Consider the following 25,814-nt stretch of genomic DNA (forward strand, 5'->3'; position numbering starts at 1 on the left):
GCTTATATTGACTTAGAAGAGTATGTTTCCGAGATTGCGGGTCAAGGCTTTCAATTCGACTTTACATCAAATACAGTTACCAATGTGGAAATATTTGAAGATTATGCAATCGTCTCCACAAACGAGCAATTTGACTTTTATAATGCAGCTAACGAACATAAGTACTATGACAGATACAAAGATTACACCGTTATCTTAACGGAAGAAGGTACTTACCAAATAACAGAGATCAATATAAATGAATAAGACTCTTAAATAGGCGGCCAGAAATACTGGACCGCTTTTTTTATGCATAAAAAAAGCCCTTCAAACCAGCTCTCGCCAATTCATCAGGGCTTACAGAACGCACTTATCGAGTTCTTTTTTCAACAAGCAATTTTAATGCCGTCCGATCTTCACCGGCAATGGTAATATCCGCAAACGCCGGTGCACAAATTAAGTCCGTGCCACTTGGTGCGACGAAACCGCGCGCAATTGCAACTGCTTTTACTGCCTGATTTAATGCACCCGCACCTACAGCTTGCATTTCCGCATACCCTTGCTCTCGGATAACAGCAACAAGCGCACCTGCGACAGAATTTGGATTAGAGCGAGATGATACTTTTAATGAATCCACATTTATTCCTCCCCATGTAGCTTTATTAGTAAATGTTGAATGAAGCATTCTATATTTGGGCGTTCATTCAAAGGACTTCAACTTAGTGTCCGTATCACATTTTATGTTGGGAAAGAACAAATTAGAATCGGATAATGTCCATATTGTCAGGGAAAGCCAATTATTTTTAAGTTACACTTGAAACGGCGTTTCCCTTCATTTCACAAGATCAATATTGGTCACATCAAACGGATTTTTCACCGCTTCTTTTGCGGCAAGTTTCGCCAAATAGGCTTGTTTATCTGTAATTTCAGCGGGCTTAAAGTTTACCTCTTTAAAAATGTCTTTGTGATATGGTTTTGCCAAAAATGTTTCGAACAAAACCATTCCACCGATGTAGTCGCCAAGAGGACCCAAATGGTAGCCATCTGCCGTTAATTCATCGCCAAATCGGTTTAACGTCGCATGCGTACGGGCATTTTGAATAGCGGTGCCTGTTGGAAGAATAACCGAAATCGAAGGCTCCTTCATCGCTTGCAAGGAAGTAGAAACAATAGAACGATACATGTTCCACTGATTTTTTCCGTAATAAGGGAAAGATTTATGAGACGAATCTTTGGCATAAGCCCAAGTCATATGTATGGCCAATTGTGCGTTCGGATTTTTTTGGTGCAAGCCAATATAGTCGATCAAATTTCCCAAATAAGGTTGATAGGTCCGGTAAAGTCCCGATTTTCCTGAAGTTTGCTGCAGGGTTATGTAATCCCAGTTTTCATCAGCCAACCCATCTTTTAAAGAAATATTATGAAGAGTTCTAGCCTGAGATTCCCCATTAAAAATAACCTTTTTTTCATAATGATAGGCTTTGTTGGATTGGGAGGCCTGCTTCCAATGACCTTCCAGCGATTCGCCGCTGCGGTATAAATTCCCGACAATCACATCCACGCCTGCGGAGGCAGCAATCTCATCGATGTAAGTTTGAATATCTTGGGAAAAAGAATTGCCGATCGATAAAATCTTGATGGGCTCAGAATTTTCGGCATATGCCGGCTTGAAAAAAACACATATAAAGACAAGCGACAATAAAAGGATTCTGTACAAAAATTTCACCTCCGCTTTTTATATTAACCCTAACTTGCTTTTTCAAACCTAAAGCGACTGCATAAAAAAATGGCCAAATCAGTATTTTTTGATTTGGCCATACGCTTATATTTACGCCATGAATGGGTAATCGTGATTTATATAAATCCGCTCGCATCGCAACGCTTTTCCTGTTTTATCGTCAATCTCAACAAAGAAGCCGCTCAACACTTCCCGGCCTTCTTTCGGCACTTCAAAGCGAGATGGCATGTTCGTCTGGAATTTGTAGATGACGCTTTCTTTTTTCATTCCCAAGATTTCATCATATGGTCCTGTCATTCCAACGTCCGTGATATAGGCTGTACCCTTAGGATAGATACGTGCGTCTGCCGTTTGGACATGCGTATGCGTCCCGACAACTGCGGAAACGCGTCCGTCCAAATGCCAGCCCAAAGCGATTTTTTCACTCGTCACTTCGGCGTGGAAATCAACGAAAACAAGCGGCGATATTTTACGAGCCTCTTCCACCAAGCGATCCGCATAGGCGAATGGATCTTCATGAGGCGGCAAGAAGACGCGCCCATGTAAATTAATAACCGATAATGTCACACCATTTTTCGAAATTTGCACCATACCTTTCCCGGGTGCTTCCTCTGAAAAATTTGCTGGACGAATCAAGTAATCCGCTTCATCGATAAATTCGAATATATCCTTATTATCCCACGTATGATTTCCCATCGTGATGACATCGACGCCCACTTGCAGAAGCTGTTGGTAAATCTTTTGGGTAATGCCGCGCCCAGCAGCTGCATTTTCACCATTGGCAATTACTACGTCCGCCGCATACTTTTTCTTTAAACGCGGCAAATATTTCTCGACCGCTTCCCGACCGATCGATCCCACAATATCCCCGATAAAAATTACTTTCATGAACACTATCACTCTTTCTCACAATTTCAAAACTAGTCATTTCATTCTACCATGTTCCGAGACGATTGTCGCAACATAATAAAATCACTAGCGCAATTGTCGCAACTAGTGACTGGTTTGGTGAAATATACTTGACATAATTTTAATCCATCCAAATATCGACATCCACAAAGGAATGGATAGTAAAAATGCAACAAAAATCCCTTTTAAAAAGTTCCCTTCAGATTCCAAGCATAATCAAACCCTTTTTCCCTCATTGTGGCCATTGGGAAAAAGGGTTATTCATATATGAAGTCGGATAAGTTAAACGACGATTTGTTGTCTTTTAAAGAATGTCCGATTTCATTTCTTCCAATAAACGATTTGCTTCTTCGTCAGACTCTGCCACTACGCCAAAATAATATTTGCATTTCGGTTCGGTTCCAGAAGGGCGAATGGCTACCCAGGCTTCGTTTTCCAATACAATTTTTATTACGTTTTCTTTTGGCAGCGTCAATTCTTCCGTTATGCCATCCGCCAATGTAACCATGCCCGTTAAGTAATCTTCCACCCGGGCAACCGGAATTTTCGCTATTTCCGAAGGAGGGTTTTCTCGGTAATTATTTAAAATAACTTTCATTTGCTCCTGGCCATCTTTTCCTTCGAACACTTGGGAAACAAGCGCTTCTTTATGGTAGCCATATTCTTCAAATAAATTGTTCAATGCATCCAGTAAACTCTCACCTTTTGTCGCATAGTAGGCAGCCATTTCCGCCACTTTCAAGGCAACCTGCACGGCATCTTTATCGCGCGCAAAGCTTTTGATCAAATAGCCATAGCTTTCTTCATAGCCGAATAGGAAAGAATATTGCTGCGATTTTTCATATTCTTCGATTTTTTCAGCGATATATTTGAAGCCTGTTAGTGTATTTACGGTAGCAATATTATGGTGCGCGGCAATTTTTGCACCAAGTTCAGCCGTTACAATCGTTTTAATCATCACGCCATTTGAAGGCAATGTTCCATTTTGTAGATTTGTCTGCAAAATATAATGCAAAAGCAATGCGCCAAGTTGGTTGCCTGATAGCAAGGTATAGGCATCTCCATTACGCACGGCAACTCCGAGTCGGTCTGCATCAGGGTCGGTTGCCAGCAACAAATCCGCGCCTACACGCTCCCCAAGCTCCATTGCCAACTGAAACGCTGCCTGCTCCTCCGGGTTTGGGTAGGAAACCGTTGGAAACGCACCGTCCTGCACGGCTTGCTCCTCTACCACATGGACATTGGTAAATCCAAATTGCTTCAAGCCTGAAACAACAGGCACCAATCCAGCACCATGCAAAGACGTATAAATGATTTTCATCGCAGTATCGATTTGTTCATTTTCTTTTAACGTGAGGAGATTCTTCAAGTAGAGAGCATCCAATTCCTCCAGAATCCACTTGACCAAGCCTTGCTTTTCCAGTTCCGAAATTTCAGCTACTCCAATTTCAAAAATATCCTCGATAGTTTCCATCCCATCCACAATTGCTTTTGCCGCAGAAGGAACTAGCTGTGCCCCATCTTCCCCATACACCTTGAATCCGTTGTATTGTTTTGGATTGTGGCTGGCTGTAATCACCACGCCAGAAAACGCATTTAATTCACGAACGGTGAAAGAGAGCTGTGGCGTTGGGCGCGGTTCCTTATAAATATATGAGGTAATCCCATGTGCCCCTAATACTCTCGCCGTCTCCACCGCAAATTCCTGTGAAAAATGCCGAGTATCATACGCCAGCACAACACCGCGGCTTTTAGCTTCTTCTCCACATTCTTCAATATACCGTGCCAGCCCCTCGGCAACACGGCGAATCGTAAAAATATTCATACGGTTTGTTCCGGCACCCAGCACGCCGCGCATACCACCGGTGCCGAAAGCTACGTATTGGTAGAAGCGGTCTTCTATTTCATGGTGGTTGTCTGCAATTGAATTTAATTCCTCTTTCAAATCTTCTGGCAAGTAGTTCGATACCCACTTTGTATAAACCTTTTCCATAAAGCACCTTCCTTGATTCTCTGCAATAATTACTCTGGTAAACATTCCATTATTTAGTATAAACCATATTGCTGATTGACACTGCCAATTCAGTTATGTAATTTATAATTTTATATAGTTCTCAAAATTGTAGTATATTTTGAGGTTGCCGGGGATATAAAGAAAGAGCTCATGTGAGTTCCATCTAAACAATTTAATAGGAATAATAATAATACTGACCTTTTGGCATTTTATAGTTATTTAAAACTACTCCAATAATTTTGGCATTTGAAGATAGGAGTATTTCTTCAGATTTCAAAAACCTTTCTTTTTTAGTTACACCAGAATTAACAACTAACAATGTCCCATCACATTTATTTCCCAATATTTGAGAATCCGACATCGATAGAAGAGGAGGCGCATCAAAAATAATGATGTCGTATTTTTCTTTAACCTCTTTTAAAAAATGATTCATATTTTTTGATAAAAGCAATTCGGATGGATTGGGAGGAATCGTACCGCTTGGAAGAAGATTTAATCCTACAATTGGCGATTCTTGCACCGTATCTAACAAAGAGAATTTACCTAACAATATATGGGAGAAACCCATTGTATTTTGGATGTTAAAAGTATAATGCAACGTAGGCTTCCGTAAATCAGCATCCACCAATAATACTCTTCTCCCTTCTTGAGCAAACACAATTGCTAGGTTTGCTGCATTTGTTGACTTTCCTTCTCCCGGAGTGGAAGAAGTGACGAGGATGGTTTTTAGTTCTTGATCAGGCATAGAGAAATTAATGTTGGCACGGATTGTTCGAAATTGTTCAGAAACAAATGAATTTGAATCTGAAAGTGTAACCAGCCTGCGTGGCATCTTGGCAAGGTTTACCTTCCGTTCCTTCTTTTTAAACAGATTTATTCCTCCTCGTTAACTTTTCCGAAGCTTGGATTTTTTCTGCTTCAAAAGAACTGATAACTCCAATTATGGGAATCTTGGAGATAGCTTCTATATCGTTTTCATCCTTGATGGTCGTATCTATAACTTCTATTAAAAATACCAGTCCAATTCCTAGCAACAGACCTATCATGGCCGATATGGCAATGTTTAGCGATTTATTTGGTTTTACTGGTTTTGGATCATCACTTAAATTGGCACTTGATAAAATATTGATATTATCCACGCTCATCAAAGTGGGGATTTCCTCTTTAAAGACATCGGCAACCTTATTAGCAAGTTTTGCAGCTTTTTTTGCATTTGGATCTTCGACAAAAATATTAACAACTTTTGAGTTTTCTTCATTAGACACTGTAATCTGTTCAGACAAAGCAGCAGATGTTAAATTCAATTTCAGCTCTTCAATTACCTTGTTTAAAATGGCTGGACTTTTAATAATAACATTGTACGTATCGATTAATTGTAAATCGGCTTCACTCTCTGCCCAAGACAAAGCCGGTTCATCTGTATTTTTTTGATTCACCAAAATTTGTGTCTGTGCTTGATAGATTTCAGGAAGAAAAAAATAATTAACCCCTGCAGTGATTCCCGTAATGACTGCAAACACGCTAATAATGAGGAAGAGTCTTTTTTTAATTACTTTCATTATTTCCTGAAGACTGTTTTTTTCTTTCATTCATTAAGCCTCCCAGCTGAAAAATAAAGAATAAAGCTGATTCTTGCTAATATGATTTACCACTATTCTTTTAGGAAGGATTTTTTTGACTTTCCTCACCATTATTCTTTTATTGGGTCAATATTTTTGATTTCGATGCCACTTCCAAGCACTTTGTATGATTTGCTCTAAATTTCGCTCCGCTTCCCAACCAAGCTCTCTCTTTATCTTTTCGGCAGATGCCACAAGACGGCCAGGGTCTCCTGCACGTCTTTCACAATAAACAACATCAGCCTTTAATCCCGTCACTTGTTCGCAGGTTTCAATTACTTCTTTCACAGAAAATCCTTGACCATTACCTAAATTATAAACTGCTGACTTGTTCCACCCATTCAGCAATGAGTGCAATGCGGAAATATGTGCTTTAGCCAGATCGGTTACATGGATATAATCCCGAATACAAGTACCATCCGGTGTATCGTAATCTGTACCAAATACAGATATATTTTTTCTCAATCCAGCTAAGTGTTGTAGGATAAGCGGGATGAGATGTGTTTCTGGTACATGCTTTTCTCCAATTTCACCCGACTCATGGGCACCAGCAGCATTAAAATATCTTAAAATCGTATACTTCATTTCATATGCACTTGCGTAATCAGCAAGAATCTCTTCAATCATAAGTTTTGATTTACCATAAGGATTAATTGGATTGGCAGGTATCGTTTCATCGATCAGTTCTACATTTGGGATTCCGTAAGTTGCTGCAGTAGAGGAAAAAATAAAATTTTTCACGTTATGTTTTAACATCGCATTTAATAGATTGAGTGTAGAGCCTACATTATTTTCATAATATTTTTGTGGATCTAGAACTGATTCCCCTACTAAACTATAAGCAGCAAAATGCATTACTGATTTAATGGGATAATTTTTGAACACAGTTTTTAAAACGAAGGGATCTCCAATATCTCCATGAATGAATAAAGCTTTCTGATCGATGGCCTCACGATGGCCGGTTATTAGATTGTCTAGTACTAATACATCCTCTTCCATGACCAGGTCCTTGACAAGATGGCTCCCGATATAACCTGCTCCACCAACCACTAGAATCATTAAGAATTCGCTCCTGATTATTCATTTTTTATTTTTAAAAAAACAAAAAACACTTTCACATAATGGGCATACCATACACATAACGCTCTAGTGTATGAACAATCATTTGATATTAATACCATTTATTTGCTGTAACTATATATTTCTACAGGACTATTCTCTCTCTAAAAGAGTTTAGTCCTAAGAAAAAATAAACTAAGCGATTCTTTTTTACCGCATCCTAAATTATGTTCGATTTTTGACCCCTTTAAATAAGAAAGCATGAAGGATTAATTTAAATAAAGGTTGAGTCTGCTTAAATACTAAACAGGCTACTATTGTGGATAATGCTTCTGCCACAAGAATTGCAATTGCCGCTCCCATAGCACCATATCGAGGTATAAAAATTAAATTGAGTATAATGCTCAGAAAAGCTCCAATTCCTACAAAATATACTTGGTATCGAGCTAAACTTTCTACTGTCAGCCAAATAGCTTTTACAGTACCGACTAATGCAAATATTCTTGACCAAATCAAAATAACTAATATTTTTGTAGATTCAATGAATTGTTCACCATAAATTAAAAGAATAATTGGTTTAGCCAGCAATGAAATAACTACTGCAGCTATTATTCCCAGCCAAATGATTGAGCAATAAAGCTGTTTATTTTTCAATAGATAGGTATCTTCATTTTGAGTCTTAGCTTCCATAATTACCGGCCTGGCAGAATTAATAAGCGCTAAAGGAATGAACATCCACAAACTTGAAATCGTCATAGCGGCAGTATAGACGCCAACTGTTGTACCACCTGCCATTTTTCCAAGCATAATTTTATCTATTTGCGTGTATGCCATAATAAGCAATGCAGCTATAAAGTGGTAGAAGCCTTTTATCAGCAATTGTTTTGCTGTTTCCAAGGAAAATTGAAGTTTTGGTCCTTTAAATCGTTTAAAATAACTTACTATAAAGATACTCATTACAATCGCTTCAATAACCGTTGCAATCGCAAAATAAGAAATACTTTTCTCAAACAAAATTAGTGATAACCGCCAAAAAGAGACAATTGAAAAAGCAATCGACTTTGAGATCACAATGTATTTCGATTGTAAATTTGCCTGAAACCAATATTGAATTGAATCAAACACAGTGAAAATTAATGAAATCGACTGCAGGATTGTAAGGGTATATAAAGTAAAATCATTCGGATTAAGATATTTTACAATCAAATAAATCAAAAAAATGGACGATACTGAAGAAATTAATCGCAGGACAATAGTGGAACCAATTACTTTACCGGCTTCAACCTTATTTTTAATTATTTCATTTACAAGAATACTATCGATACCTAAGTTGCTTACGGCAGTAAAAATCATTACATAAGCTAAGCTATAATTCAGTAATCCAAAATCCTCGGTTCCAAGAAATCTAGCCATCAAAGATGTGACAACAAGAGAAAGTGCCATCCTGAATATCTGCTCAAACAACAACCAACCAGTATTCCTCATAAATCTTGATTTTAGTTTATCTTTGAAAGCAATTAATTTCTGTACGATGATTCCAAATCCTTTTTATTTTTTTGCAGGCAAGTTATAACTCTAGCCTTGATACCCCATTAAAAAAGAATAGATTTTATTTTTAAAGTAAAGTTGATTTTGATAAATCCAGCAATTGCCCTATTTGATAATCCGCTTCTTCGGATATTACCGTTTCCAAACAAGCCGACGGTGTAAAAGTAAGTTCTCCAAAATAAATTTTATCCGTATAATACAAATCCACCCTCACATATGAAAAAGCCTTACTTAATTCCTCTGCTATTGCTATCATCTCTTCAAATTTTTCGGGTTTTTTCAGTTTTTCTTCCAGCTTAATACTATGTTCAGTGTAGGGTAATACCTGCCAGTCACAATTTAACATGATACTTTTTAATCCAGTTTCACGGTCTACTATTAGTTCTATAAATTTTGCTTCTCCATGGAAACAATGAAGTTTATAGTCTATTGGCAATTGTCCCTCGTTTCCTTCCAAAAACTTTTCAACGAGTATTCTTCGTTGAATTTTCGAATAATGGGGTTCAGCATTTAAAAGAGAAAAATCCGTTTTCATCCATTTACTTAAAAGGGAAATTGTTTTCGATTGATCCAATCCACTTTTATTTTTACAAATAATGTTAAACCCTGACCCATGCGTACATTTCATCACAAACTTTTCAGGCAATTCCTCAAAAATTATATCTTCTATATTTTCGTAAACATTACATAAATCTATTAATAAATGCCCGTACCCTAGTTTACTTATATACTTTCTGACCAAAAATTTATCTGTACATTTCGTTTTTAATTCATCGTTTTCATTTAGCTTTAACCACATCAATTTTTCATTAAATGTTTTGGGATTCTTTAAATCAAGTTTTTTTCCAAAGGTTTTATAAAATAGTAACTTGCTAGACAATTTGGGCGATAATTTCGCCAATATTGGAAAACTCATTTTATAAATCCATTTTGCCAGTTGAAATCCCTTTAAAAGTCCCCTTTGCAAATTGTTCCCTCACGATCGGTATTTTGACTTTCATTTTTTTCTACTCACAACCAAATAGTATTCTTCCCAAACCCCTAAATAATGGTATTTTCCATTAACATGATTCGCCACTTCAAACAATATAATAGGATATCCTTCTTCATGCACAATGTGTAATTCACCAATTTGTCTTAGAATTGAAAGGGTCGATGGGGCGTTTCCATTCACAATCAAAAATTTTTTCAAAAAGGAAGGAAATAAATTGACGGTTAAAAAGCCGCTTATAAGCGTAATCATTCCCACTTTTAACAGGGGAAATATAATACTTGATACGATTCAATCTGTACTTAATCAAACTTATACAAATTTCGAATTGCTCATTGTTGATGATGCTTCAACAGATCATACTTCTGAAATGGTTAATTCCATAAGTGACCAGAGAATTAAATATATTAAGTTGAACCAAAACACAAAGGGCAAGGAAGCTAGAAACAAAGGGATAACTGAAAGTACAGGAGAATTCATAGCCTTCCTGGACTCAGATGATTTATGGGCAAGAGAAAAATTAGAAAAACAATTAAAATTCATGATAAAAAATGCGAACAATATTAATCATGCGTTTTGTTTTACAAACCTTTATATGCAGAAGGATACGAAATTAGTGAATTGCACAAATAAACTATTTTCACCTTCGAAAAATGTCATGGATTATATACTTTCCGAAAAGAATATCGTTCAAACAAGCACCTACATGGTATCTTCAAATTTAGCAAAAAGAACATTGTTTAATAATACTTTAACGAAACATCAAGATTGGGATTTTTGTCTTAGATTGCTGAAAAATCAAGCTGAATTTCTCTTCTATCCAGAAAGTCTAACGATCTGGAAAGTGGATGATCGCAAGGATCGAATAAGCGCAGGCTATAAGAATATTGATGTCTCGTTAAAATGGTTAGAAGAAAATCGCCCTTTCTTATCTAAAAAAGCTATCTGTGGATTTGAAATGACCATTTTATATGGCTATTACCTTAGGCAAAAAGAATTTAAAAAAGCTTTAAAAATCTTGAAAACCGCTAAAAATAACCAAGCATTGAATCTCTATGACTTAATTAAATCTATTCTTTTATTTATTTTATTTAAATTAAAAATCAAAAACTCTTAATTTCATGTTCGATATTAAAATTTGTTATTCACTACTGTATAAATTGTTCTAATGTAATTTTTAATGAGCTGCAACGGTTTTCCCATGAGTTCTCTCTCGCAATTTGTATACGCCGGATTTTTCTATTCGGATTTTCAATATCTTGCTGTAGAGCGGCTAACACTCTTTGAATAAATGAATCCGGATCTTCCCCAATATCCAGCACATCTTTGAAAACTTCAATATCTGGGAGTGCAGTTGCTACTATTGGTTTTCCTGTTGCAAAACATTCAAAAAGTTTTGCCGGGAAAGTACCTTTCGTAAATTCGGTAATTTTATAAGGAAGTATTAATACATCACTTTTCTCTAAAGCCGAGGGCAGCTTTTTATGTGAAATAGGCTCCCTGTAAATTAAATTAGGATGTTTAAATGGCAATCCTTCGGGGGCAGGACCAATTAATTCTACAGTTATATTTTCAGACAGAATTCGCTTTAAGATATCCCAATTCATTCGATAATGATCGATGCCTCCAAAATAGGCAACTTTTTTAACAGCTGTATTTAATGTTTCCTGTCGATCAATTTTATTGAAGTGCTTAAAATCAACTGCTGCAGGTATTTGGATAATATCTTCCCTCTTGGCTTTATGTTTTTTATGAAGATGGATAGAATCTACAATTAAACCATCTGCGATTTCAATTAATTGATTTTCAGTTTGTTGAATATCGTGTACGACGTTTGGGAAATTTTCGAAATTCAAGACACAATCATATACAGTTCTAACTGGCTTCAATTGTGCGATTATTTCCAATGCTGTGCTTGTAGGTAGATAGGTTATGAGCAAAATAGGTTTATTGGAAAATGATTTTATTCTTTTTGCTAGCCTGGGTATAAAAATTAGCTTATTTAATTTTCGATAAAATTTGAAGGTTGGCGGTGCAACGATTGGCGGCAGAATTTTTAAGGAAGAATTTGCTTCAAATTGTTCAGGAGATTCGCTCTTGCCTGCTATACCTTGAGACAGTCGCTCAAGAGCCTTGCCAATAGAAGGATTTCTTACCCCTGTTGTTTCTACAAAGGTAACCTCTGTATAAGCAGACAGGTATTTTGCAAAAATTTGATGCCTTTGCCAGAGAAAATCCCACTTTATACTTGATAATATGACAATATGAACATCACAAAGTTTCATTAATAATCTCCCATAACTTTTTCTTGAGAAGATTTTAATTTTATTAAAAATACATTTTTTATAAAATTGAAGTTCCCAAAGAGGTATCTTTTATATAATCTTTTTGGTTCCTGCAGCAATCGATAAAACCATTCAAGCCCGGTTTTTTGCAAAATGAGGGGCGCTCTTTTTACATTGTTCGAGTAATAGTCAAACAACCCGCCACAAGTAATAATGGTACTTACGTTCAATTGATCAAAATAGTTATTAACCCATTTTTCTTGTATTGGATTGCCGAATCCAACAAAGAGAATATCCACGTTCAAGGAATTAATATATTGAATTACACGATTGCTTTCTTCATTTTTGTCGAAATAGCCATGATGGCTTCCTACAAAGTTGACATTGGGATATTTGGTTCCAAAATTCTTAATGACGATTTCAGCTGTATCGTTTTTGCCGCCTAATAAGAAAATCCTCAATAAGCTATTATGATTTTGAAGATGTTTAACTAATGCAGGAAATAAATCCGTTGTAGCAATGCGTTCTCTCGCAATGGGAAGTTTTAAAAACTTCTGTGCAAAAATAATACCCATCCCATCGACATAAGTGATATGAGCTGGCATATTAATAATTTTTTGGTATTCTTCGTCGCTCCAATATTTAAGCATGCAGTCGGCATTAATTGCATAGTAGGCTTTTTTTATTTTTTTCTGTGTATTGGAAACAATACGATCAACCAGCTCGAGTTGAGTTCCTAAAAAAAGCTCTTTCTCTATAAATCGTTTATTCAAGAACTTCCTCCCCACTCTTTAAGATGAAAAATCTGCGAATCAAAAATTTTTATGTGTGTTTTTTTTATTTATTAGAATGGAGGCAAATATAAAATAGAAGATAATTAACCAGTTCGATCCATCGATATCTTCAACAATAAACATCGGGATCATTAGCAATAATGATAACTTCATAATACTGTGTGTTAAATTTCCTTTACTGATTAAAAGTTTTATAGCGATTATTGTGAAAATTATAAGGGACAGAATAAACCCAATAATTCCAGCTTTATAAAAGAATCCGACAAAAGTTGAATGGGATCCAAGCGGATAGCCAATCGACGACGTAGTTTTTATTCCCATCCCAATAATTGGGGAATTTTCAATTGTAACACGTATACTTTCTGTTATTAAGAAAGTTCTGCTATCATTACTTCCTTCCCGAGCACTCAATAATTCATTTAACACAGAAAAAAGTTCCTGCGAAAAGCCTGTATACATAAAAATGAAGATACAGCATGCAGACAAAAAGGAAATGAAAGAAATAAACAAATTACAATTCATTTTTCTATAAAAATAAAGGAGCGCTATTGAAAGTAAATAGATTAAAATAATTATATATCCGCTTCTGGAAAACGTAGAAAAAATCGGAATCAGGCCGATGATTAATAGTGGTATTTTTAGGAGTTTATATTGTAGTTCCAATATGAATAGGCTATACAGAGGATAAAAAAACATAAAAAACAAGACAATCAAGTTTGAATACTCCATCAATGCGACAAATCGCATCACTTCTTTGCCACCGAACCATTCCGAGTAATATAATATTCGATGCAAGATTGAGAAACTGGGGTTATTTGTAAGATGATAAACGGTTAAACTTACCATCCAAAGGATAATAAGCAGTAAATAATTAATAAAGCTAATTTTTTTTATTGCTTTTAAATTTATATCAACGGATTTATAAATTGAATAGAACAGAAATGCAAAAACCCATAAAATGAACGTATTAATGGTAGCAAGTATTCGTTCAGTTTCTATTGCATGTTCAAGTACGTTATAGACGATTGAAAAAAAATAAATAAATATAAATGTAACCAAGAAATAACTTAAACTATCAAAATAAAGTTTATGCCTGGTAATCAAGACAAATAAGATAGCAGCAATAACAACAAATTGAACTTCCTTAGGAGAAATAATTATTGGCCAAAGCAAATAAAATATGGCTAAATCAACATCAAATTTATTTTTATTAAGATAGAGATTGGACAATTCCCTTTTACCCTTCTTATTTAATCACATACTATCAATAAGCACCCTTTGATCCCCATAAAACAAATATCGTTTTCAAAATAAGCTTAAGGTCTACCCATAAGTTCCGGTTGCGAATATACTCTATATCCAACTCCACCCATTCCTCAAAACGAATATTACTCCTGCCATTAACTTGCCAATAGCAAGTCAGTCCTGGTTGAACCATTAATCGTTGCATTTGATAAGTTGTATACTGTTCTACTTCTTGAGGCAATGGCGGTCTTGGTCCTACTAAACTCATTTCTCCTTTTAACACATTCAGCAATTGTGGTAATTCATCGAAACTTGTTTTCCTGATAATTTTTCCTATTTTCGTAACCCTTGGATCATTTTTCATTTTAAAGATAGGACCAGTCGATTCATTTTTCTCCAAAAGCAATACTTTCAGTTCTTCAGCATCTGCTACCATTGAACGAAATTTATACATATAGAAAGGTTTACCACATTTCCCGACACGAATCTGCTTAAAAATCACTTTTCCCTTCGGATCTTCAAACTTGATCAAAAAAGCAACCAAAATCATTAAAGGCAATAAGAAAGTTAAACCAAGAATGGATAGTAAGATATCAATTAGCCGTTTAGTGAATAAATAAACTTTACTTGTATTGGTTTTAATTTGTTCATTCGGATCAGTACGCTTAAGTGGTGTAGGCAGTTCTTTCACCACTCCGTAACTTCTTTTATTCCATTTCGCACTACACGCCTACCGACCGAATGATAGTCAACGTTGCTTTCTTGCATCTGTACCAGTGAAAAACAATTTCTCCCATCTAAAACAATGGGGTTCTTCATCGTTTTAAATAAACTAATCTCCATATTCTTTATCTCGCTCCACTCAGTGAGAATCAGGGCTGCATCAGCTTTCTCTAGAGCATCTTCTAATTTTTCCACATAAATAATAGAAGAATTCAAGGTTTTTTTTGCATTTTCTATCGCGATTGGGTCATATGCATAAACTTGTGCACCACCATTTATTAGTTCATTTGTGATGAGAATGGAAGGAGCTTCCCTAAGATCATCCGTATCCGGTTTAAAGGCCAACCCTAAAACAGCTATTTTTTTACCTTCAAAGTTGCCTACAATTCCACGCAACTTATTAAGCAAGATGCGCTGCTGTTTTCGGTTCACATTCACGACGCCTTTTAGCAATTCGAAATCATATTCCACATTACCTGCAATTTGAATCAACGCTTTTGTATCTTTTGGAAAGCACGAACCGCCATAACCGATCCCTGCCTTCAAAAAAGCAGAGCCAATTCTTTGATCAAGCCCCATGCCTACCGCTACCTTTTCAACATCTGCCCCTACTCTTTCACAAATATTGGCAATTTCATTAATGAAGCTTATTTTTGTTGCCAGGAATGCATTTGATGCATACTTGATCATCTCCGCGCTTCGGATATCGGTTTTATAGATAAAAATACCAAACGGTTTATTGATTTCTGCGATTTTTTGGGCAGCTTCCTCGGTATTCGCTCCTATGATGATGCGATTTCCATGAAATGAATCATATATTGCCGAACCTTCCCTTAAAAATTCCGGGTTTGATACCACTTCGATTTTTATAGGAGATAATTTATTTTGATTGATGATTGTTTGCAATCGATCATTAGTACCTACTGGAACGGTACTCTTCGTCACAACAATTGTTTCGTTTTTGGCGGTTTTAGCTATGGTTACGGCCACTTGTTCTACATAAGTTAAATTAGCTGATCCGTCATCTTTTTGGGGTGTACCCACGGCAATATAAACTACTTCCGCCCCAGCAAAACCTTCATTATGACTTGAGGTAAATGACAATCGACCAGCGGCCATATTTTTATTCATTAGTTCACTTAAACCAGGCTCATAGATTGGTACAATACCTTTCTTCATTTTTTCAACTTTCATTTCATCGATATCGATGCAAGTTACATGATGGCCGATCTCAGCCAAGCATACCCCTGTAACCAGCCCTACATAACCAGTCCCTACGACTGCCAACTTCAATCGTACCCCTCCGCTTTTACGCATAATAACCATTTCTTTTGATTACTAATCTCTTAATAGGATTATAAGTTTTTCATTCACATCACTCAGCATAAGGACCGACTGATACTATAATGTATTTTTCATGGTAGAAAGTGTTAATAGAAAAGAAGTTTTAAATGAATCATTTATTTAATTTCCAAATGACTTCTAAGAGTTTCCTGTACTGTTTTTAATTCCTTTTCATCAGGAACATAATAATAAATTCCGTTCATCATTTTACCGGTTCCATTATTTAAATAGAGTTGTTCTAAAGTACCGAAACTATCGCGATAGTCTTTTTGTATGTTGAGGAGGTCCTCAAAGGGGATGTTCATTTCTACGTTATTTTCCAGGGATTGAATGATGGATTGATAATTTTTGAGGGTGTTTAAGGATAGGCTGTTTTTGATTATTTGCTGGATTACTTGCTTTTGTCGGTTTTGGCGCCCGAAATCTCCTTGTGGGTCTTCGTATCGCATGCGTACATATTTCAACGCTTTTTCGCCATCCAATTCCAATTCTCCGGCAGGGAAGAGTTCCCCTTCATAGTCAAATTCAAAGGGATTTTCGACTTTTATGTTACCTGTAAGATTGATAATCTCGACAAAGCTTTCCATATTGACTTTTGCTGCATAATCAATCGGGATATCCAGCAATGCCTCAACGGTGTTAATGGTCATCTCCATTCCACCAAAGGCATAAGCATGATTAATTTTGTCGTTTATGTCAAGGCCGATTAATTCTGTATACGTGTCACGGGGTATACTTAGCATTTTCGTGCTTTTCTGCGTTGGGTTGACCGTCAGAACAATCATCGTATCTGTACGTCCTTTGTCGCCCGCTCTTTCGTCAACCCCTACAATTAATGCAGAAAAAGGTTCTTTCGCCTTTACATCAATTGGCTTCTCTCTTTTTATCTCTCTTTTTATTGTCGTTTCATCTTGAAAGGGTGTATAAACAACTTCAACTGTTTCTTTTACATCGCTGTAGACTTTATAATATATTGCAAGAGTAATCGCACAAAGAGAGAGTGCCGAAATACAAAACCACTTCCAAAATCTTTTCACCGATCTACCTCATTTCAAATGTTGGTAAACAAGGTTTGTGCAGTTGGCAGTCTATCTAAGTGAAATATCATAAAAGGTTTTTTAGATTGTTCTAGGGAGAGATTAAGAATTTTTATCGCTGGATCGTTGTGCTAATATTTCTTTCAGCATTGCTTCCACTTGTGGCCCAAATTCTTTATTATTTAAAGCGAACTCGACCATAGTACGAATAAACCCTAACTTTTCTCCGACATCAAATCGCTTGCCTTCAAAATTATATGCATAAACATTCTGTGTCTGATTTAATTTCTGAATTGCATCTGTTAGCTGGATTTCGCCTCCGGCACCGGTTTCTTGCGTCTCCAGAAATCCGAAAATTTCAGGCGTTAAAATATAGCGTCCCATAATCGCCAAATTCGAAGGGGCCGTGCCAAGTGGTGGTTTTTCAACAAAATTTTGAACCCGATACAATCGACCGGAACTTTCTAGAGGGTCAATAATCCCATATCGATTCGTTTCGCTTTCAGGAACCGTTTGAACGCCAATGACGGAACTTTGGGTTTGCTCGTATTGTTCAATCAGTTGTTGCGTTGCCGGTTTATCGCCTACAACTATATCATCGCCCAAAAGAACTGCAAACGGGTCATCTCCAATGAATTTTCGGGCACACCAAACCGCATGGCCCAATCCTTTCGGTTCTTTTTGACGGATATAATGCAGCTCAACTTCAGAAGAAGTGCGTATTTTTTCGAGAAGGTCCACTTTGCCTTTTCTGGCTAGCATAGCTTCCAACTCGAAATTCCGATCAAAATGGTCCTCAATCGCACGCTTTCCTTTCCCGGTAACGATGATAATTTGTTCGACTCCGGAATGAATCGCTTCTTCTACGATATATTCAATTGTTGGACGGTCAACAATTGGCAGCATTTCTTTTGGCATTGCCTTTGTAGCAGGCAGGAAGCGCGTTCCGAGACCTGCAGCAGGTATAATCGCTTTCCTTACTTTTTTCAACGGTTTTCCCCTTTCCTCGTCAATTCGCAGTTGTTTCTACTACTAACAGTTCCGTCATTTTCTTCTTATAGGCTTCTACACCTGGCTGATCAAACGGATCAACACCAAGCAAATATGCGCTCATTGCACAAGCCTTCATAAAAAAGTACATGAGATAGCCAATATGAAAAGCATCCAGCCTCTTCAAATCTATTTGTATAATGGGAACCCCACCCTCTGAATGCGCTAAAATGGTTCCTTTTTTATAAATTTGATTAATTTCATTGAATGATTTTTTACTTAAATAATTCAGACGATCGTCATCAAGCAAACTGTAAGGGATAGAAAAATCTTCGGCTACATCTTTAAAGTGTAAAAAGGTTTCAAAAAGAATCGGATTTCCATCTTGAACATATTGGCCTAAAGAGTGAAGGTCTGTTGAATAATTGACTGTTGCCGGAAACAAGCCTTTCTTATCTTTCCCTTCACTTTCACCAAATAGCTGCTTCCACCATTCATGTATAAAGCGAAGTCCCGGTTCGAAAGAAGCCAGCAATTCGACTTGATACCCGCGAGAATGCAAAACATTGCGATAAATTGCATATAGATAGGCTGTATTCTTTTCTGCATTCATTTCTTTCAACTCAATAGCTGCCCGTTTTGCCCCTTCCAGTAGTTGCAAAATATCGATTCCTGACACCGCAACAGGAAGCAAGCCTACCGAGGTAAGCGTAGAATAGCGCCCTCCAATATTCTTTGGGATATCAAATTGACGGTAGCCTTGTGCATGAGCTATTTCTCTTAGCACTCCTTTTTCGGAGTCGGTTGTGGCAATAATTCGTTGTGCCGCCTTCAATCCATAACGTTCTTGAGTATATTGCCTTAGAACCCGGAATGCGATGGACGATTCCATCGTCGAACCAGACTTCGAAATGACATTTAAATAAAACTCCCGATTCTCTAAACTCTCAACCAATTGTTTTATATATGTTCCGCTAAGGTTATATCCTACATAGAGTACTTCAATTCCATTTTCATGTTTTTTAAAGTATGGCGATAAAGCCTCTTGAATTGCCTTCGCCCCTAAATAAGAGCCACCAACACCAATAACGACCAATACATCTGCATTTCGTTTAATTTCATTAGAAATATTCAAGATTCGGTCAATTTGATCAGTCGTCATTTCCACTGGAGCATCTAACCAACCTGTTGGTTCTCCCACTTTCTCTTCCAAAAAGCGATGAATCGATGGTATGGATGCACGGTATTTTAATGCATCAGCTTCCAAACGAGAATCATCAAAGTTAGTAGTTATTTGCAAATGAGACAAACCATCAGTCCTCCATTAAGAAATATCTAGTTGCAGTGATTACATAAGCATTGAAGAGCAGTTTTTTCCTTTTAGACGCTCGAACTTTTAGATCGCTTGCCATGTGAAATGACATAATAACGTATTTTCACTTCCTTTTCCGTCAATTTAAGGCTTCACACGCCAAAGCTTTTTTATTTACGTGATTTTAGGACAATCCTTAAACTTCTTGATTACTGGAGGTAACTTTGGGTTTTATATTACAAGCATTTTTTGTATGTTTTATAAATAATCGGAACAATATTTCGACAGTTCCACAGTCACTATAGTATGCAAATATGACTAAAATTCCCATGTTTTAATCAGTAAAATTTATTCGCTACTTTCTACTTATATTTTAAGAAGAAAAAATAAAGAAATCAGAACTAATATATTTTTCAGATTAGTATTATTTCGGAGCAGTTATTAATTAAAATAAACTCAATTGCCGTTACTTATTTACACTATTCAATTTAAGAATTAAAGTATGATTGTTTTACTAATGATACGTATGCAATCCTAAAGAATTATCCATTCTGAAATAAATATGCAAAATGACCCTCACACTAATAACCTTACACTAAGCAAAATATACTCAACTCGTTACTTAACACCCAAAACCATCTTTAATTTGTCCCGGCAGGTTCATATAGTTTTATTTGTAACGGTTTGTTTCTCTCTTTTACCAAACAAAAACCCCCTAATTGGGATTTTTTCACAAGAACCTTCTATACAATTTACATTCATTATAATTAAGATAACCATATAAAGCAGGAATCTAGTGGTTCTTTATGAAGCTACAGTGCTTATTCAGGGAGAATTAGTTAATAATCAAAACAAAAAGCCCCTAAAAGGGACTTTTTCGCAAGAATTTTTTATAAAATAGATTGCATTAAAAATAATCAATAAAAGCAGGCACCCCCACCGGCAAAATATCCTCCAACACTACAATCACATCGCCATTCCCTTTGATCCGTTCTATCTTTTCAAGGTATTTCGGGCGTTTGTAACCGAGGAGCATGGTTGCAAGCGTTTGAACAGACATTCCAACCGTTAGATCTTCCCTGTCATTCTCGTCTATCATTATAATCGTCGTTTTACCATTTTCCGACTTGATATCGTAAATTCCGTTATTCCACTCAATCAATCGATCGGATACTTGGAAGCGAATATGAAAATCGGGTTCGTCAAAAGGGTAGCGCTGCAAAAACTTCTCCACGTCTACAATGCGTGCCATGAAATAGGGAGATACTTTTTGCATGATTTCGCTATCTTCCAGCAAGAATGCAACCGGTTCATTGCCCGCCGTTTTTCCGTAGGCGTTATAGACCATGGATTTGTGCGCGGACACAAAATTCCATATGCCTTTCCGCGCTTCTTCCTGTAAATAGACAATTTCATCGATATAAAAATTCTCTTCCATTACACGGTAGAACAAATAGCCTTGGGGAGTGTCGTTTTCATCATAATAAACGGCAGCCTGGAGCTGGACGTCCGTATCCACAAACTTTTCTTCCCAAAAATCTTCATGAAATTTTTCATTCCAGGCGATTGTATTGCGGATCATCGCACCGTGAGTTCGAGAAGCGTAATTTTCGTATACCTTGAGGACATCCTCCGCGCGCGTATCCACACGTTTGATTTTACCGGACACTTCTTTGTAATTAGGAAACTGTGTGTCTTTCACAGTAAATTCCACAATGTCGCACATGATTTCCCACCCTTTTTTTCGATAATATGGAATCGAAAAAGGAAATAAATACGAAATATAGCGCCCTTCTTTGCGCATTACGGTTAACGTTTCTTTAATCAGGCTGTCCATCAAGCCTTTACTGGAGTATTCCGGGTACGTCCCGATTGCCGTAATGCCCCCCATTTCATACGCTACTCCGTGAACATTTACTTGAAATGGCAAACTCAAGATTTGCGAAACCAGCTGATTGCCATCAAACCAGCCCAACGCATGCCCCTCATTGAACTGCCGGCTTTTTTCGCTCACAAAACGCCGGTCTTTTTTAATGGACATGGACATTTGAAACACATAATTCAACAAATCAATCGACTGCGCCATCTCGCTCATTGCAATTTCCCGCATTACTAAGCCTTTCCGCTGATTCACGCTATCACCCATCTATCGTATTTTGATTACTATCATGTATATGTTGCCGTTCTTTTATTTTTCTCTTTTGGTTCAAGTTTTATAACGAGAGATGGGATAAAAAAAGGAGGCTCAGTAATTTAGGTGGGGCTGGAACTGGGTTAATGAAGTATTGATGGGAGCTTTTTTGTCATTTGTCGGGATTAAAAGCAAAAGCGGCGGAAATTTTTATAAAGCTGGCGGGAAAATTTTAAAGTTTGTCGGGATTAGTTGGAAAACTGTCGGGATTCTTAAATACTTAGTGCAATTTTAAAGAATTGGCGGGATTCCAATAAAAAGCGGCGGGTTTTTCAAAAAGTGACGGGATTATTCAAGAAACTGACGGGATTTTCTCCATAACTGGCGGAATCATATACAAACAAGCCGAATCCACAAAGAAAAAAGAATTGTCTTAACGTGTCATAGACAATTCCTTCTCGTTTGCTTTATCAACTAACGGCTTCAAATGTGTGGCAAGCTCATTGACAAACTCTTTCACCGTTATATTTTCGTTTTCATTGCCGCGTTGAATGGCATATTCTAATATTTGTTTAAATTCTTCTTGAATTTCCATATTTTTCACAACCAGTAACCTCCCCAAGCAATTTATACCTCTCTACGCAACTATCTTCCCATATTAAATAACTGCTAAACATTAAAAACTTTTAAAAGTTCATGACAAATATTTAGGAAGTGTTACTTCGATAGATATTTTTGCTAAGGTATCCTTTATCTCAATTTGTAAACTTCTACCAATTATATTATGTTAAAAAACGGAAATTATCAATTGCTAAGAGAATAAATTTTTTACCTTTTCCTTTGAAATTAGAGTCAGACTGTAGACATTAGGATAATTGAGTTATCTAAAGCACTATTTAACTTACTAGATTTCAAATTACTGAACAATTGAGGAGTTTTGGTTAACCTGATTCACCCAAACCTTATATCCCTCTCCTAGCAAATGCAGTCCATCCAACGTATACTCTTTTTTCAGCTGTCCGTGTTCATCCAAAAAATGCGGAAACAAATCGATAAAATGAACATTGTGTTTTTCCGCTGTTTCTTTCAGGGCAACGTTAAATTCCATGACAGTTTCGTTTTTTATTTTATTTCCGTAGATGGAGTTATTCACCGGCAGGATGGATTGAACATAGACTTCCGTATCGGTATGGCCAAAGGATTTTAGGATATTTTCGACATTTTGGATGTACGTCGCTTTATCCACTTTTGTTCGTATATCGTTGGCTCCGATCAAAAGATAAACTTCCTTTGGATTCCTCGCCAGAATTTCATTGATCCGGTTCAACACGCCTTTTGAGGTATCTTTGCTGATTCCTCTATTCAAGACCACTTCGTTCGGGAAAAATTCCTGAAACTCACCATGATCCGTAATGCTGTCGCCAATAAAGATTTTATCCACGTTTGTGGACGCGGTCGATTCGAAAATATCCTTCTTTTGCAAATAGTAATTGGTATATACTTCAGCACCTAAAACCCCGTCATTTTTCAAGATGTCGGCACCTCCTTTTCTAGTTAGCACAAACACTGTTGCCAATATAAATACAACATTAGCAGCCAATGAAATCCATAATAAGTTTCTTCCTTTTTTCACGGGAATTCCCCTCGCTTTCTAGATCGCTTATTCTTTTTGCCGGAAGGTTTTTCCTGACTTGCTCTATCTCCATGAATCACAGTAGTTTGAGCCTTTACAAGCATGCTTATTCCCTTCACAGATCGATGAATTTATATAAACCTAAATAGTACCCAATCAATTTGACATATTCCCCAAAAGCGGTGAACCACGAAAATTCGCCCAGAGAATCGGCAGGTGTGGCTGCCACAAAAGTCAATTCAGCGCCAGACTCTTCAAAAACACGCTCAAAAATGAATTTTGTCCGTTTTGTATGATAATCCGATGTGACGACAATCGCTGAGTTCAATTGATGCTTTTCCATGATTTGCTTGGAATAAAGAGCATTCGTATACGTACTTGTCGCTTCCTCTTCTAAAATGAGTGCTTCATCGGGAAGGCCCGCTGCCATTACTTCCTGCTTTGAAAAGCCGTCTTCCCCGTATGTTGTTAACAAAACCTGTGGCGCATATCCCTCATCGTAGAGCGACGCTGCCTTTTCCAGCCGTCCTTCCCCGCCGCTCAGTACTATAATCACGTCGGACTTTACGGGTTCTTCATTGACCACTAAAAAGTTTTTGCCGAAAATCGATATGAGGATTAAACCGACCACCAGCACTAGTAAAAGTTTAATTAAAAATTTAAGCAGCATATTGCATTAGCCTCTTTCCCTTAAATGTTAATTCATAATTATTTTCCCACTCTGCCATACTCTGTCAATAAACAAAATTTCAAAGTTTACTAGAACACTTGCCATACTTGTGCGATAATAGAAAACAACATTATTTCAATAAAATAAGGATGGAGGAATTGTTTTGTCTAATATCAAAACAGCAATCATTGTCGGCGGCGGCATTGGCGGGCTCGTTACGGCTCTGTCACTTCAACGCGCTGGCGTGTCAGTGAAAGTGTTTGAAAGTGTCGAAACCATCAAGGCACTAGGGGTTGGTATCAATCTATTACCCCATTCCGTAAAGGTTCTAACCGAGCTCGGCTTAACAGAAGAGCTCGAAAAAGCAGGCTTGCCAACAGCCGAACTAATGTATGTTAATAAATTTGGGAAGAAAATTTGGCAGGAAGACCGCGGATTGAATGCGGGCTATAAATGGCCGCAATATTCCATTCACCGTGGAGAATTGCAAATGCTTCTGCTTAATGCGGTCAAGGAACAATTAGGTGAAGAAGTTGTGTTCACAGGACACCACCTCACTTCTTTTGAAAATGAAGCAGACGGTGTTGTCGCACATTTTGAAAATAAAAAAACTGGCGAGCACGTGGGTACTCATCGTTCAGACATCCTGATCGCAGCAGATGGCATCCATTCGGTCGTTCGAAAGCACTTTTATCCAAACGAAGGTCTGCCAAAATACAGCGGCCGTATCTTATGGAGAGGCATTACGGAATCTGATCCTTATTTAACTGGCCGTTCGATGATCATGGCAGGTTTCCAGGATCAAAAATTTGTGGCCTACCCGATTAGCCCAGAGTTGGCAAAAGAAGGACGTTCGCTTGTGAACTGGATTGCCGAGCTTTCCATTGACGAAATGCCGGATCGAGCGGATTGGAACAAGGAAATCGATAAAGAAAAGTTTGCTCCTGCATTTAAAAACTGGGACTTTGGCTGGCTGAATGTTCCCAAAATCATTGAAGACGCAAAAGCTGTTTATGAATTCCCGATGGTTGACCGTGACCCACTGCCGCAATGGACTTTTGGCCGCGTGACATTACTGGGCGATGCAGCACACCCAATGTACCCAATCGGTTCTAATGGTGCTTCACAGGCAATTTTGGATGCCGATGCTCTTGGACAAATCATTGCAGAGCAACCAGACGCGGAACTTGCCTTAAAAGAGTATGAAGCAAGACGACTCCAACCAACAGCCAATATTGTTTTAACAAACCGTCAAAATGGTCCTGAGCAAGTGATGCAAATTGTTGAAGAACGCGCACCAGAAGGCTTTGAAAATCTGGACGATGTGATTTCCTATGAAGAGCTTGAAGCAATCGCGAATAAATACAAAAAAATTGCCGGCTTTGATCGAGAATCGCTAAACAGCAAAGTAGGCGACCCTGTATGATTGAACACCTTGTATTGATTAAATTTTCACCGACCGCAACATTGGAACAAAAACAAGAGCTCATCGATAGAACGCTGCAACTCAAAGGGAAAATCCCCGGCATACTTGATATCCAGCAGGGCATTAATTTCTCGGAACGCAGCAAAGGCTATGAAGTTGGATTAACGGCTCGTTTTGAAAATCGGGCAGCGTTGGAAAACTACCTCCCCCACCCCGAGCATCAGAAGATTGTTTCCTTCTTAAAGGAAATAGGTGTGGAAGATACGATCATTGTGGATTTCGAGATTCACTAAATTTTTTTACTCTAAATACTTTAGCGCATAGACGCGTTGAAGCTTCGAAGTGCTAAAGTTGCAGGGATACTTAA

The 25,814-nt window shown here is 37.3% G+C and carries 24 protein-coding genes and 1 pseudogene; 4 read left to right on the forward strand and 21 right to left on the reverse strand.

The window, feature by feature from the left end; all coding sequences use genetic code 11:
- Nucleotides 1-246, forward strand: a pseudogene (locus D1B33_RS18850) (TcaA NTF2-like domain-containing protein); the annotation flags it as partial.
- Between the two features lie 103 nt (nucleotides 247-349).
- Here the strand turns inward: D1B33_RS18850 and D1B33_RS01340 are convergent.
- The 9 genes from D1B33_RS01340 to D1B33_RS01380 form a co-directional block, all read right to left on the reverse strand.
- Nucleotides 350-616, reverse strand: coding sequence for a stage V sporulation protein S (locus tag D1B33_RS01340; protein ID WP_118874529.1), 267 nt, complete (start codon nucleotides 614-616; stop codon nucleotides 350-352).
- Nucleotides 617-811: 195 nt separating this feature from the next.
- Nucleotides 812-1,696 carry a DUF4886 domain-containing protein gene (locus D1B33_RS01345; RefSeq protein ID WP_158582897.1) on the reverse strand — a complete coding sequence of 295 codons (885 nt, stop codon included), beginning with the start codon at nucleotides 1,694-1,696 and terminating at the stop codon, nucleotides 812-814.
- Nucleotides 1,697-1,807: 111 nt separating this feature from the next.
- A complete protein-coding gene (locus D1B33_RS01350) occupies nucleotides 1,808-2,605 on the reverse strand; it encodes a TIGR00282 family metallophosphoesterase (protein ID WP_118874531.1) in 798 nt (265 codons plus the stop codon).
- A gap of 325 nt (nucleotides 2,606-2,930) precedes the next feature.
- Nucleotides 2,931-4,619, reverse strand: a complete 1,689-nt coding sequence (locus D1B33_RS01355; protein WP_118874532.1) for a phospho-sugar mutase — start codon at nucleotides 4,617-4,619, stop codon at nucleotides 2,931-2,933.
- 193 nt (nucleotides 4,620-4,812) lie between these two features.
- Nucleotides 4,813-5,472, reverse strand: a complete 660-nt coding sequence (locus D1B33_RS01360) for a CpsD/CapB family tyrosine-protein kinase (protein WP_199677334.1) — start codon at nucleotides 5,470-5,472, stop codon at nucleotides 4,813-4,815.
- A 31-nt stretch (nucleotides 5,473-5,503) separates the two neighbouring features.
- Nucleotides 5,504-6,229 (reverse strand): YveK family protein, encoded by a 726-nt coding sequence (locus D1B33_RS01365; RefSeq protein WP_118874534.1) that lies wholly within the window; start codon nucleotides 6,227-6,229, stop codon nucleotides 5,504-5,506.
- A 117-nt stretch (nucleotides 6,230-6,346) separates the two neighbouring features.
- Nucleotides 6,347-7,318: a UDP-glucose 4-epimerase GalE gene (gene galE / locus D1B33_RS01370; RefSeq protein ID WP_118874535.1), complete on the reverse strand. Its 972-nt coding sequence runs from the start codon at nucleotides 7,316-7,318 to the stop codon at nucleotides 6,347-6,349.
- A 225-nt stretch (nucleotides 7,319-7,543) separates the two neighbouring features.
- Nucleotides 7,544-8,803: a flippase gene (locus D1B33_RS01375; protein ID WP_118874536.1), complete on the reverse strand. Its 1,260-nt coding sequence runs from the start codon at nucleotides 8,801-8,803 to the stop codon at nucleotides 7,544-7,546.
- 130 nt (nucleotides 8,804-8,933) lie between these two features.
- Entirely contained in the window at nucleotides 8,934-9,833 is a 900-nt protein-coding gene (locus tag D1B33_RS01380) for an ATP-grasp fold amidoligase family protein (RefSeq protein WP_118874537.1), read from the reverse strand.
- A gap of 241 nt (nucleotides 9,834-10,074) precedes the next feature.
- On the opposite strand from D1B33_RS01380, the gene D1B33_RS01385 reads away from it, so the two are divergent.
- Entirely contained in the window at nucleotides 10,075-10,974 is a 900-nt protein-coding gene (locus D1B33_RS01385) for a glycosyltransferase family 2 protein (RefSeq protein WP_158582899.1), read from the forward strand.
- Between the two features lie 31 nt (nucleotides 10,975-11,005).
- Here D1B33_RS01385 and D1B33_RS01390 read toward each other — a convergent pair whose 3' ends face one another.
- The 12 genes from D1B33_RS01390 to D1B33_RS01440 all read right to left on the reverse strand — a co-directional run bounded on the left by D1B33_RS01390 (nucleotide 11,006) and on the right by D1B33_RS01440 (nucleotide 24,021).
- On the reverse strand, nucleotides 11,006-12,142 hold the full coding sequence (locus D1B33_RS01390; protein WP_118874539.1) for a glycosyltransferase: 1,137 nt from the start codon (nucleotides 12,140-12,142) through the stop codon (nucleotides 11,006-11,008).
- On the reverse strand, nucleotides 12,142-12,915 hold the full coding sequence (locus D1B33_RS01395; protein ID WP_118874540.1) for a WecB/TagA/CpsF family glycosyltransferase: 774 nt from the start codon (nucleotides 12,913-12,915) through the stop codon (nucleotides 12,142-12,144). The genes D1B33_RS01390 and D1B33_RS01395 overlap by 1 nt, the downstream gene beginning before the upstream one ends.
- Before the next feature lie 39 nt (nucleotides 12,916-12,954).
- Nucleotides 12,955-13,782 (reverse strand): O-antigen ligase family protein, encoded by an 828-nt coding sequence (locus tag D1B33_RS18855; protein WP_407656700.1) that lies wholly within the window; start codon nucleotides 13,780-13,782, stop codon nucleotides 12,955-12,957.
- Between the two features lie 418 nt (nucleotides 13,783-14,200).
- Nucleotides 14,201-14,875: a sugar transferase gene (locus D1B33_RS01405; RefSeq protein ID WP_118874542.1), complete on the reverse strand. Its 675-nt coding sequence runs from the start codon at nucleotides 14,873-14,875 to the stop codon at nucleotides 14,201-14,203.
- Nucleotides 14,869-16,197, reverse strand: a complete 1,329-nt coding sequence (locus tag D1B33_RS01410) for a UDP-glucose dehydrogenase family protein (protein WP_118874543.1) — start codon at nucleotides 16,195-16,197, stop codon at nucleotides 14,869-14,871. Before D1B33_RS01410 ends, D1B33_RS01405 begins: the two co-directional genes overlap by 7 nt.
- Nucleotides 16,198-16,364: 167 nt before the next feature.
- Entirely contained in the window at nucleotides 16,365-17,285 is a 921-nt protein-coding gene (locus D1B33_RS01415; RefSeq protein ID WP_118874544.1) for an LCP family glycopolymer transferase, read from the reverse strand.
- A gap of 102 nt (nucleotides 17,286-17,387) precedes the next feature.
- A complete protein-coding gene (gene galU / locus D1B33_RS01420; RefSeq protein ID WP_118874545.1) occupies nucleotides 17,388-18,275 on the reverse strand; it encodes a UTP--glucose-1-phosphate uridylyltransferase GalU in 888 nt (295 codons plus the stop codon).
- 19 nt (nucleotides 18,276-18,294) lie between these two features.
- Nucleotides 18,295-19,584 (reverse strand): glucose-6-phosphate isomerase, encoded by a 1,290-nt coding sequence (locus D1B33_RS01425; protein WP_118874546.1) that lies wholly within the window; start codon nucleotides 19,582-19,584, stop codon nucleotides 18,295-18,297.
- Between the two features lie 910 nt (nucleotides 19,585-20,494).
- Complete coding sequence (locus D1B33_RS01430; RefSeq protein ID WP_118874547.1) at nucleotides 20,495-21,721, reverse strand: GNAT family N-acetyltransferase; 1,227 nt, start codon at nucleotides 21,719-21,721, stop codon at nucleotides 20,495-20,497.
- Nucleotides 21,722-22,151: 430 nt separating this feature from the next.
- Nucleotides 22,152-22,313, reverse strand: a complete 162-nt coding sequence (locus D1B33_RS18375) for a YwzD family small protein (protein ID WP_472926576.1) — start codon at nucleotides 22,311-22,313, stop codon at nucleotides 22,152-22,154.
- A gap of 321 nt (nucleotides 22,314-22,634) precedes the next feature.
- On the reverse strand, nucleotides 22,635-23,351 hold the full coding sequence (locus D1B33_RS01435) for a GDSL-type esterase/lipase family protein (protein WP_158582901.1): 717 nt from the start codon (nucleotides 23,349-23,351) through the stop codon (nucleotides 22,635-22,637).
- A gap of 115 nt (nucleotides 23,352-23,466) precedes the next feature.
- Nucleotides 23,467-24,021, reverse strand: coding sequence for a YdcF family protein (locus D1B33_RS01440; RefSeq protein WP_118874549.1), 555 nt, complete (start codon nucleotides 24,019-24,021; stop codon nucleotides 23,467-23,469).
- A gap of 163 nt (nucleotides 24,022-24,184) precedes the next feature.
- On the opposite strand from D1B33_RS01440, the gene D1B33_RS01445 reads away from it, so the two are divergent.
- Both D1B33_RS01445 and D1B33_RS01450 read left to right on the forward strand, forming a co-directional pair.
- Nucleotides 24,185-25,447 (forward strand): flavin-dependent oxidoreductase, encoded by a 1,263-nt coding sequence (locus D1B33_RS01445; RefSeq protein WP_199677335.1) that lies wholly within the window; start codon nucleotides 24,185-24,187, stop codon nucleotides 25,445-25,447.
- On the forward strand, nucleotides 25,444-25,740 hold the full coding sequence (locus tag D1B33_RS01450; RefSeq protein WP_118874550.1) for a Dabb family protein: 297 nt from the start codon (nucleotides 25,444-25,446) through the stop codon (nucleotides 25,738-25,740). Before D1B33_RS01445 ends, D1B33_RS01450 begins: the two co-directional genes overlap by 4 nt.
- Nucleotides 25,741-25,814 lie beyond the last annotated feature (74 nt).

The organism is Ureibacillus yapensis, from assembly GCF_003515775.1.
Taxonomy (GTDB): Bacteria; Bacillota; Bacilli; order Bacillales_A; family Planococcaceae; genus Ureibacillus; species Ureibacillus yapensis.

Coding starts and splice junctions, on each gene's coding strand:
- D1B33_RS01350 (WP_118874531.1), bottom strand. CDS start 2,605: ATGAAAGTAATTTTTATCGGGGATATTGTGGGATCGATCGGTCGGGAA.
- D1B33_RS01355 (WP_118874532.1), bottom strand. CDS start 4,619: ATGGAAAAGGTTTATACAAAGTGGGTATCGAACTACTTGCCAGAAGAT.
- D1B33_RS01360 (WP_199677334.1), bottom strand. CDS start 5,472: ATGCCACGCAGGCTGGTTACACTTTCAGATTCAAATTCATTTGTTTCT.
- D1B33_RS01365 (WP_118874534.1), bottom strand. CDS start 6,229: ATGAAAGAAAAAAACAGTCTTCAGGAAATAATGAAAGTAATTAAAAAA.
- galE (WP_118874535.1), bottom strand. CDS start 7,318: ATGATTCTAGTGGTTGGTGGAGCAGGTTATATCGGGAGCCATCTTGTC.
- D1B33_RS01375 (WP_118874536.1), bottom strand. CDS start 8,803: ATGAGGAATACTGGTTGGTTGTTGTTTGAGCAGATATTCAGGATGGCA.
- D1B33_RS01390 (WP_118874539.1), bottom strand. CDS start 12,142: ATGAAACTTTGTGATGTTCATATTGTCATATTATCAAGTATAAAGTGG.
- D1B33_RS18855 (WP_407656700.1), bottom strand. CDS start 13,782: ATGGTAAGTTTAACCGTTTATCATCTTACAAATAACCCCAGTTTCTCA.
- D1B33_RS18375 (WP_472926576.1), bottom strand. CDS start 22,313: ATGGAAATTCAAGAAGAATTTAAACAAATATTAGAATATGCCATTCAA.
- D1B33_RS01440 (WP_118874549.1), bottom strand. CDS start 24,021: ATGCTGCTTAAATTTTTAATTAAACTTTTACTAGTGCTGGTGGTCGGT.
- D1B33_RS01450 (WP_118874550.1), top strand. CDS start 25,444: ATGATTGAACACCTTGTATTGATTAAATTTTCACCGACCGCAACATTG.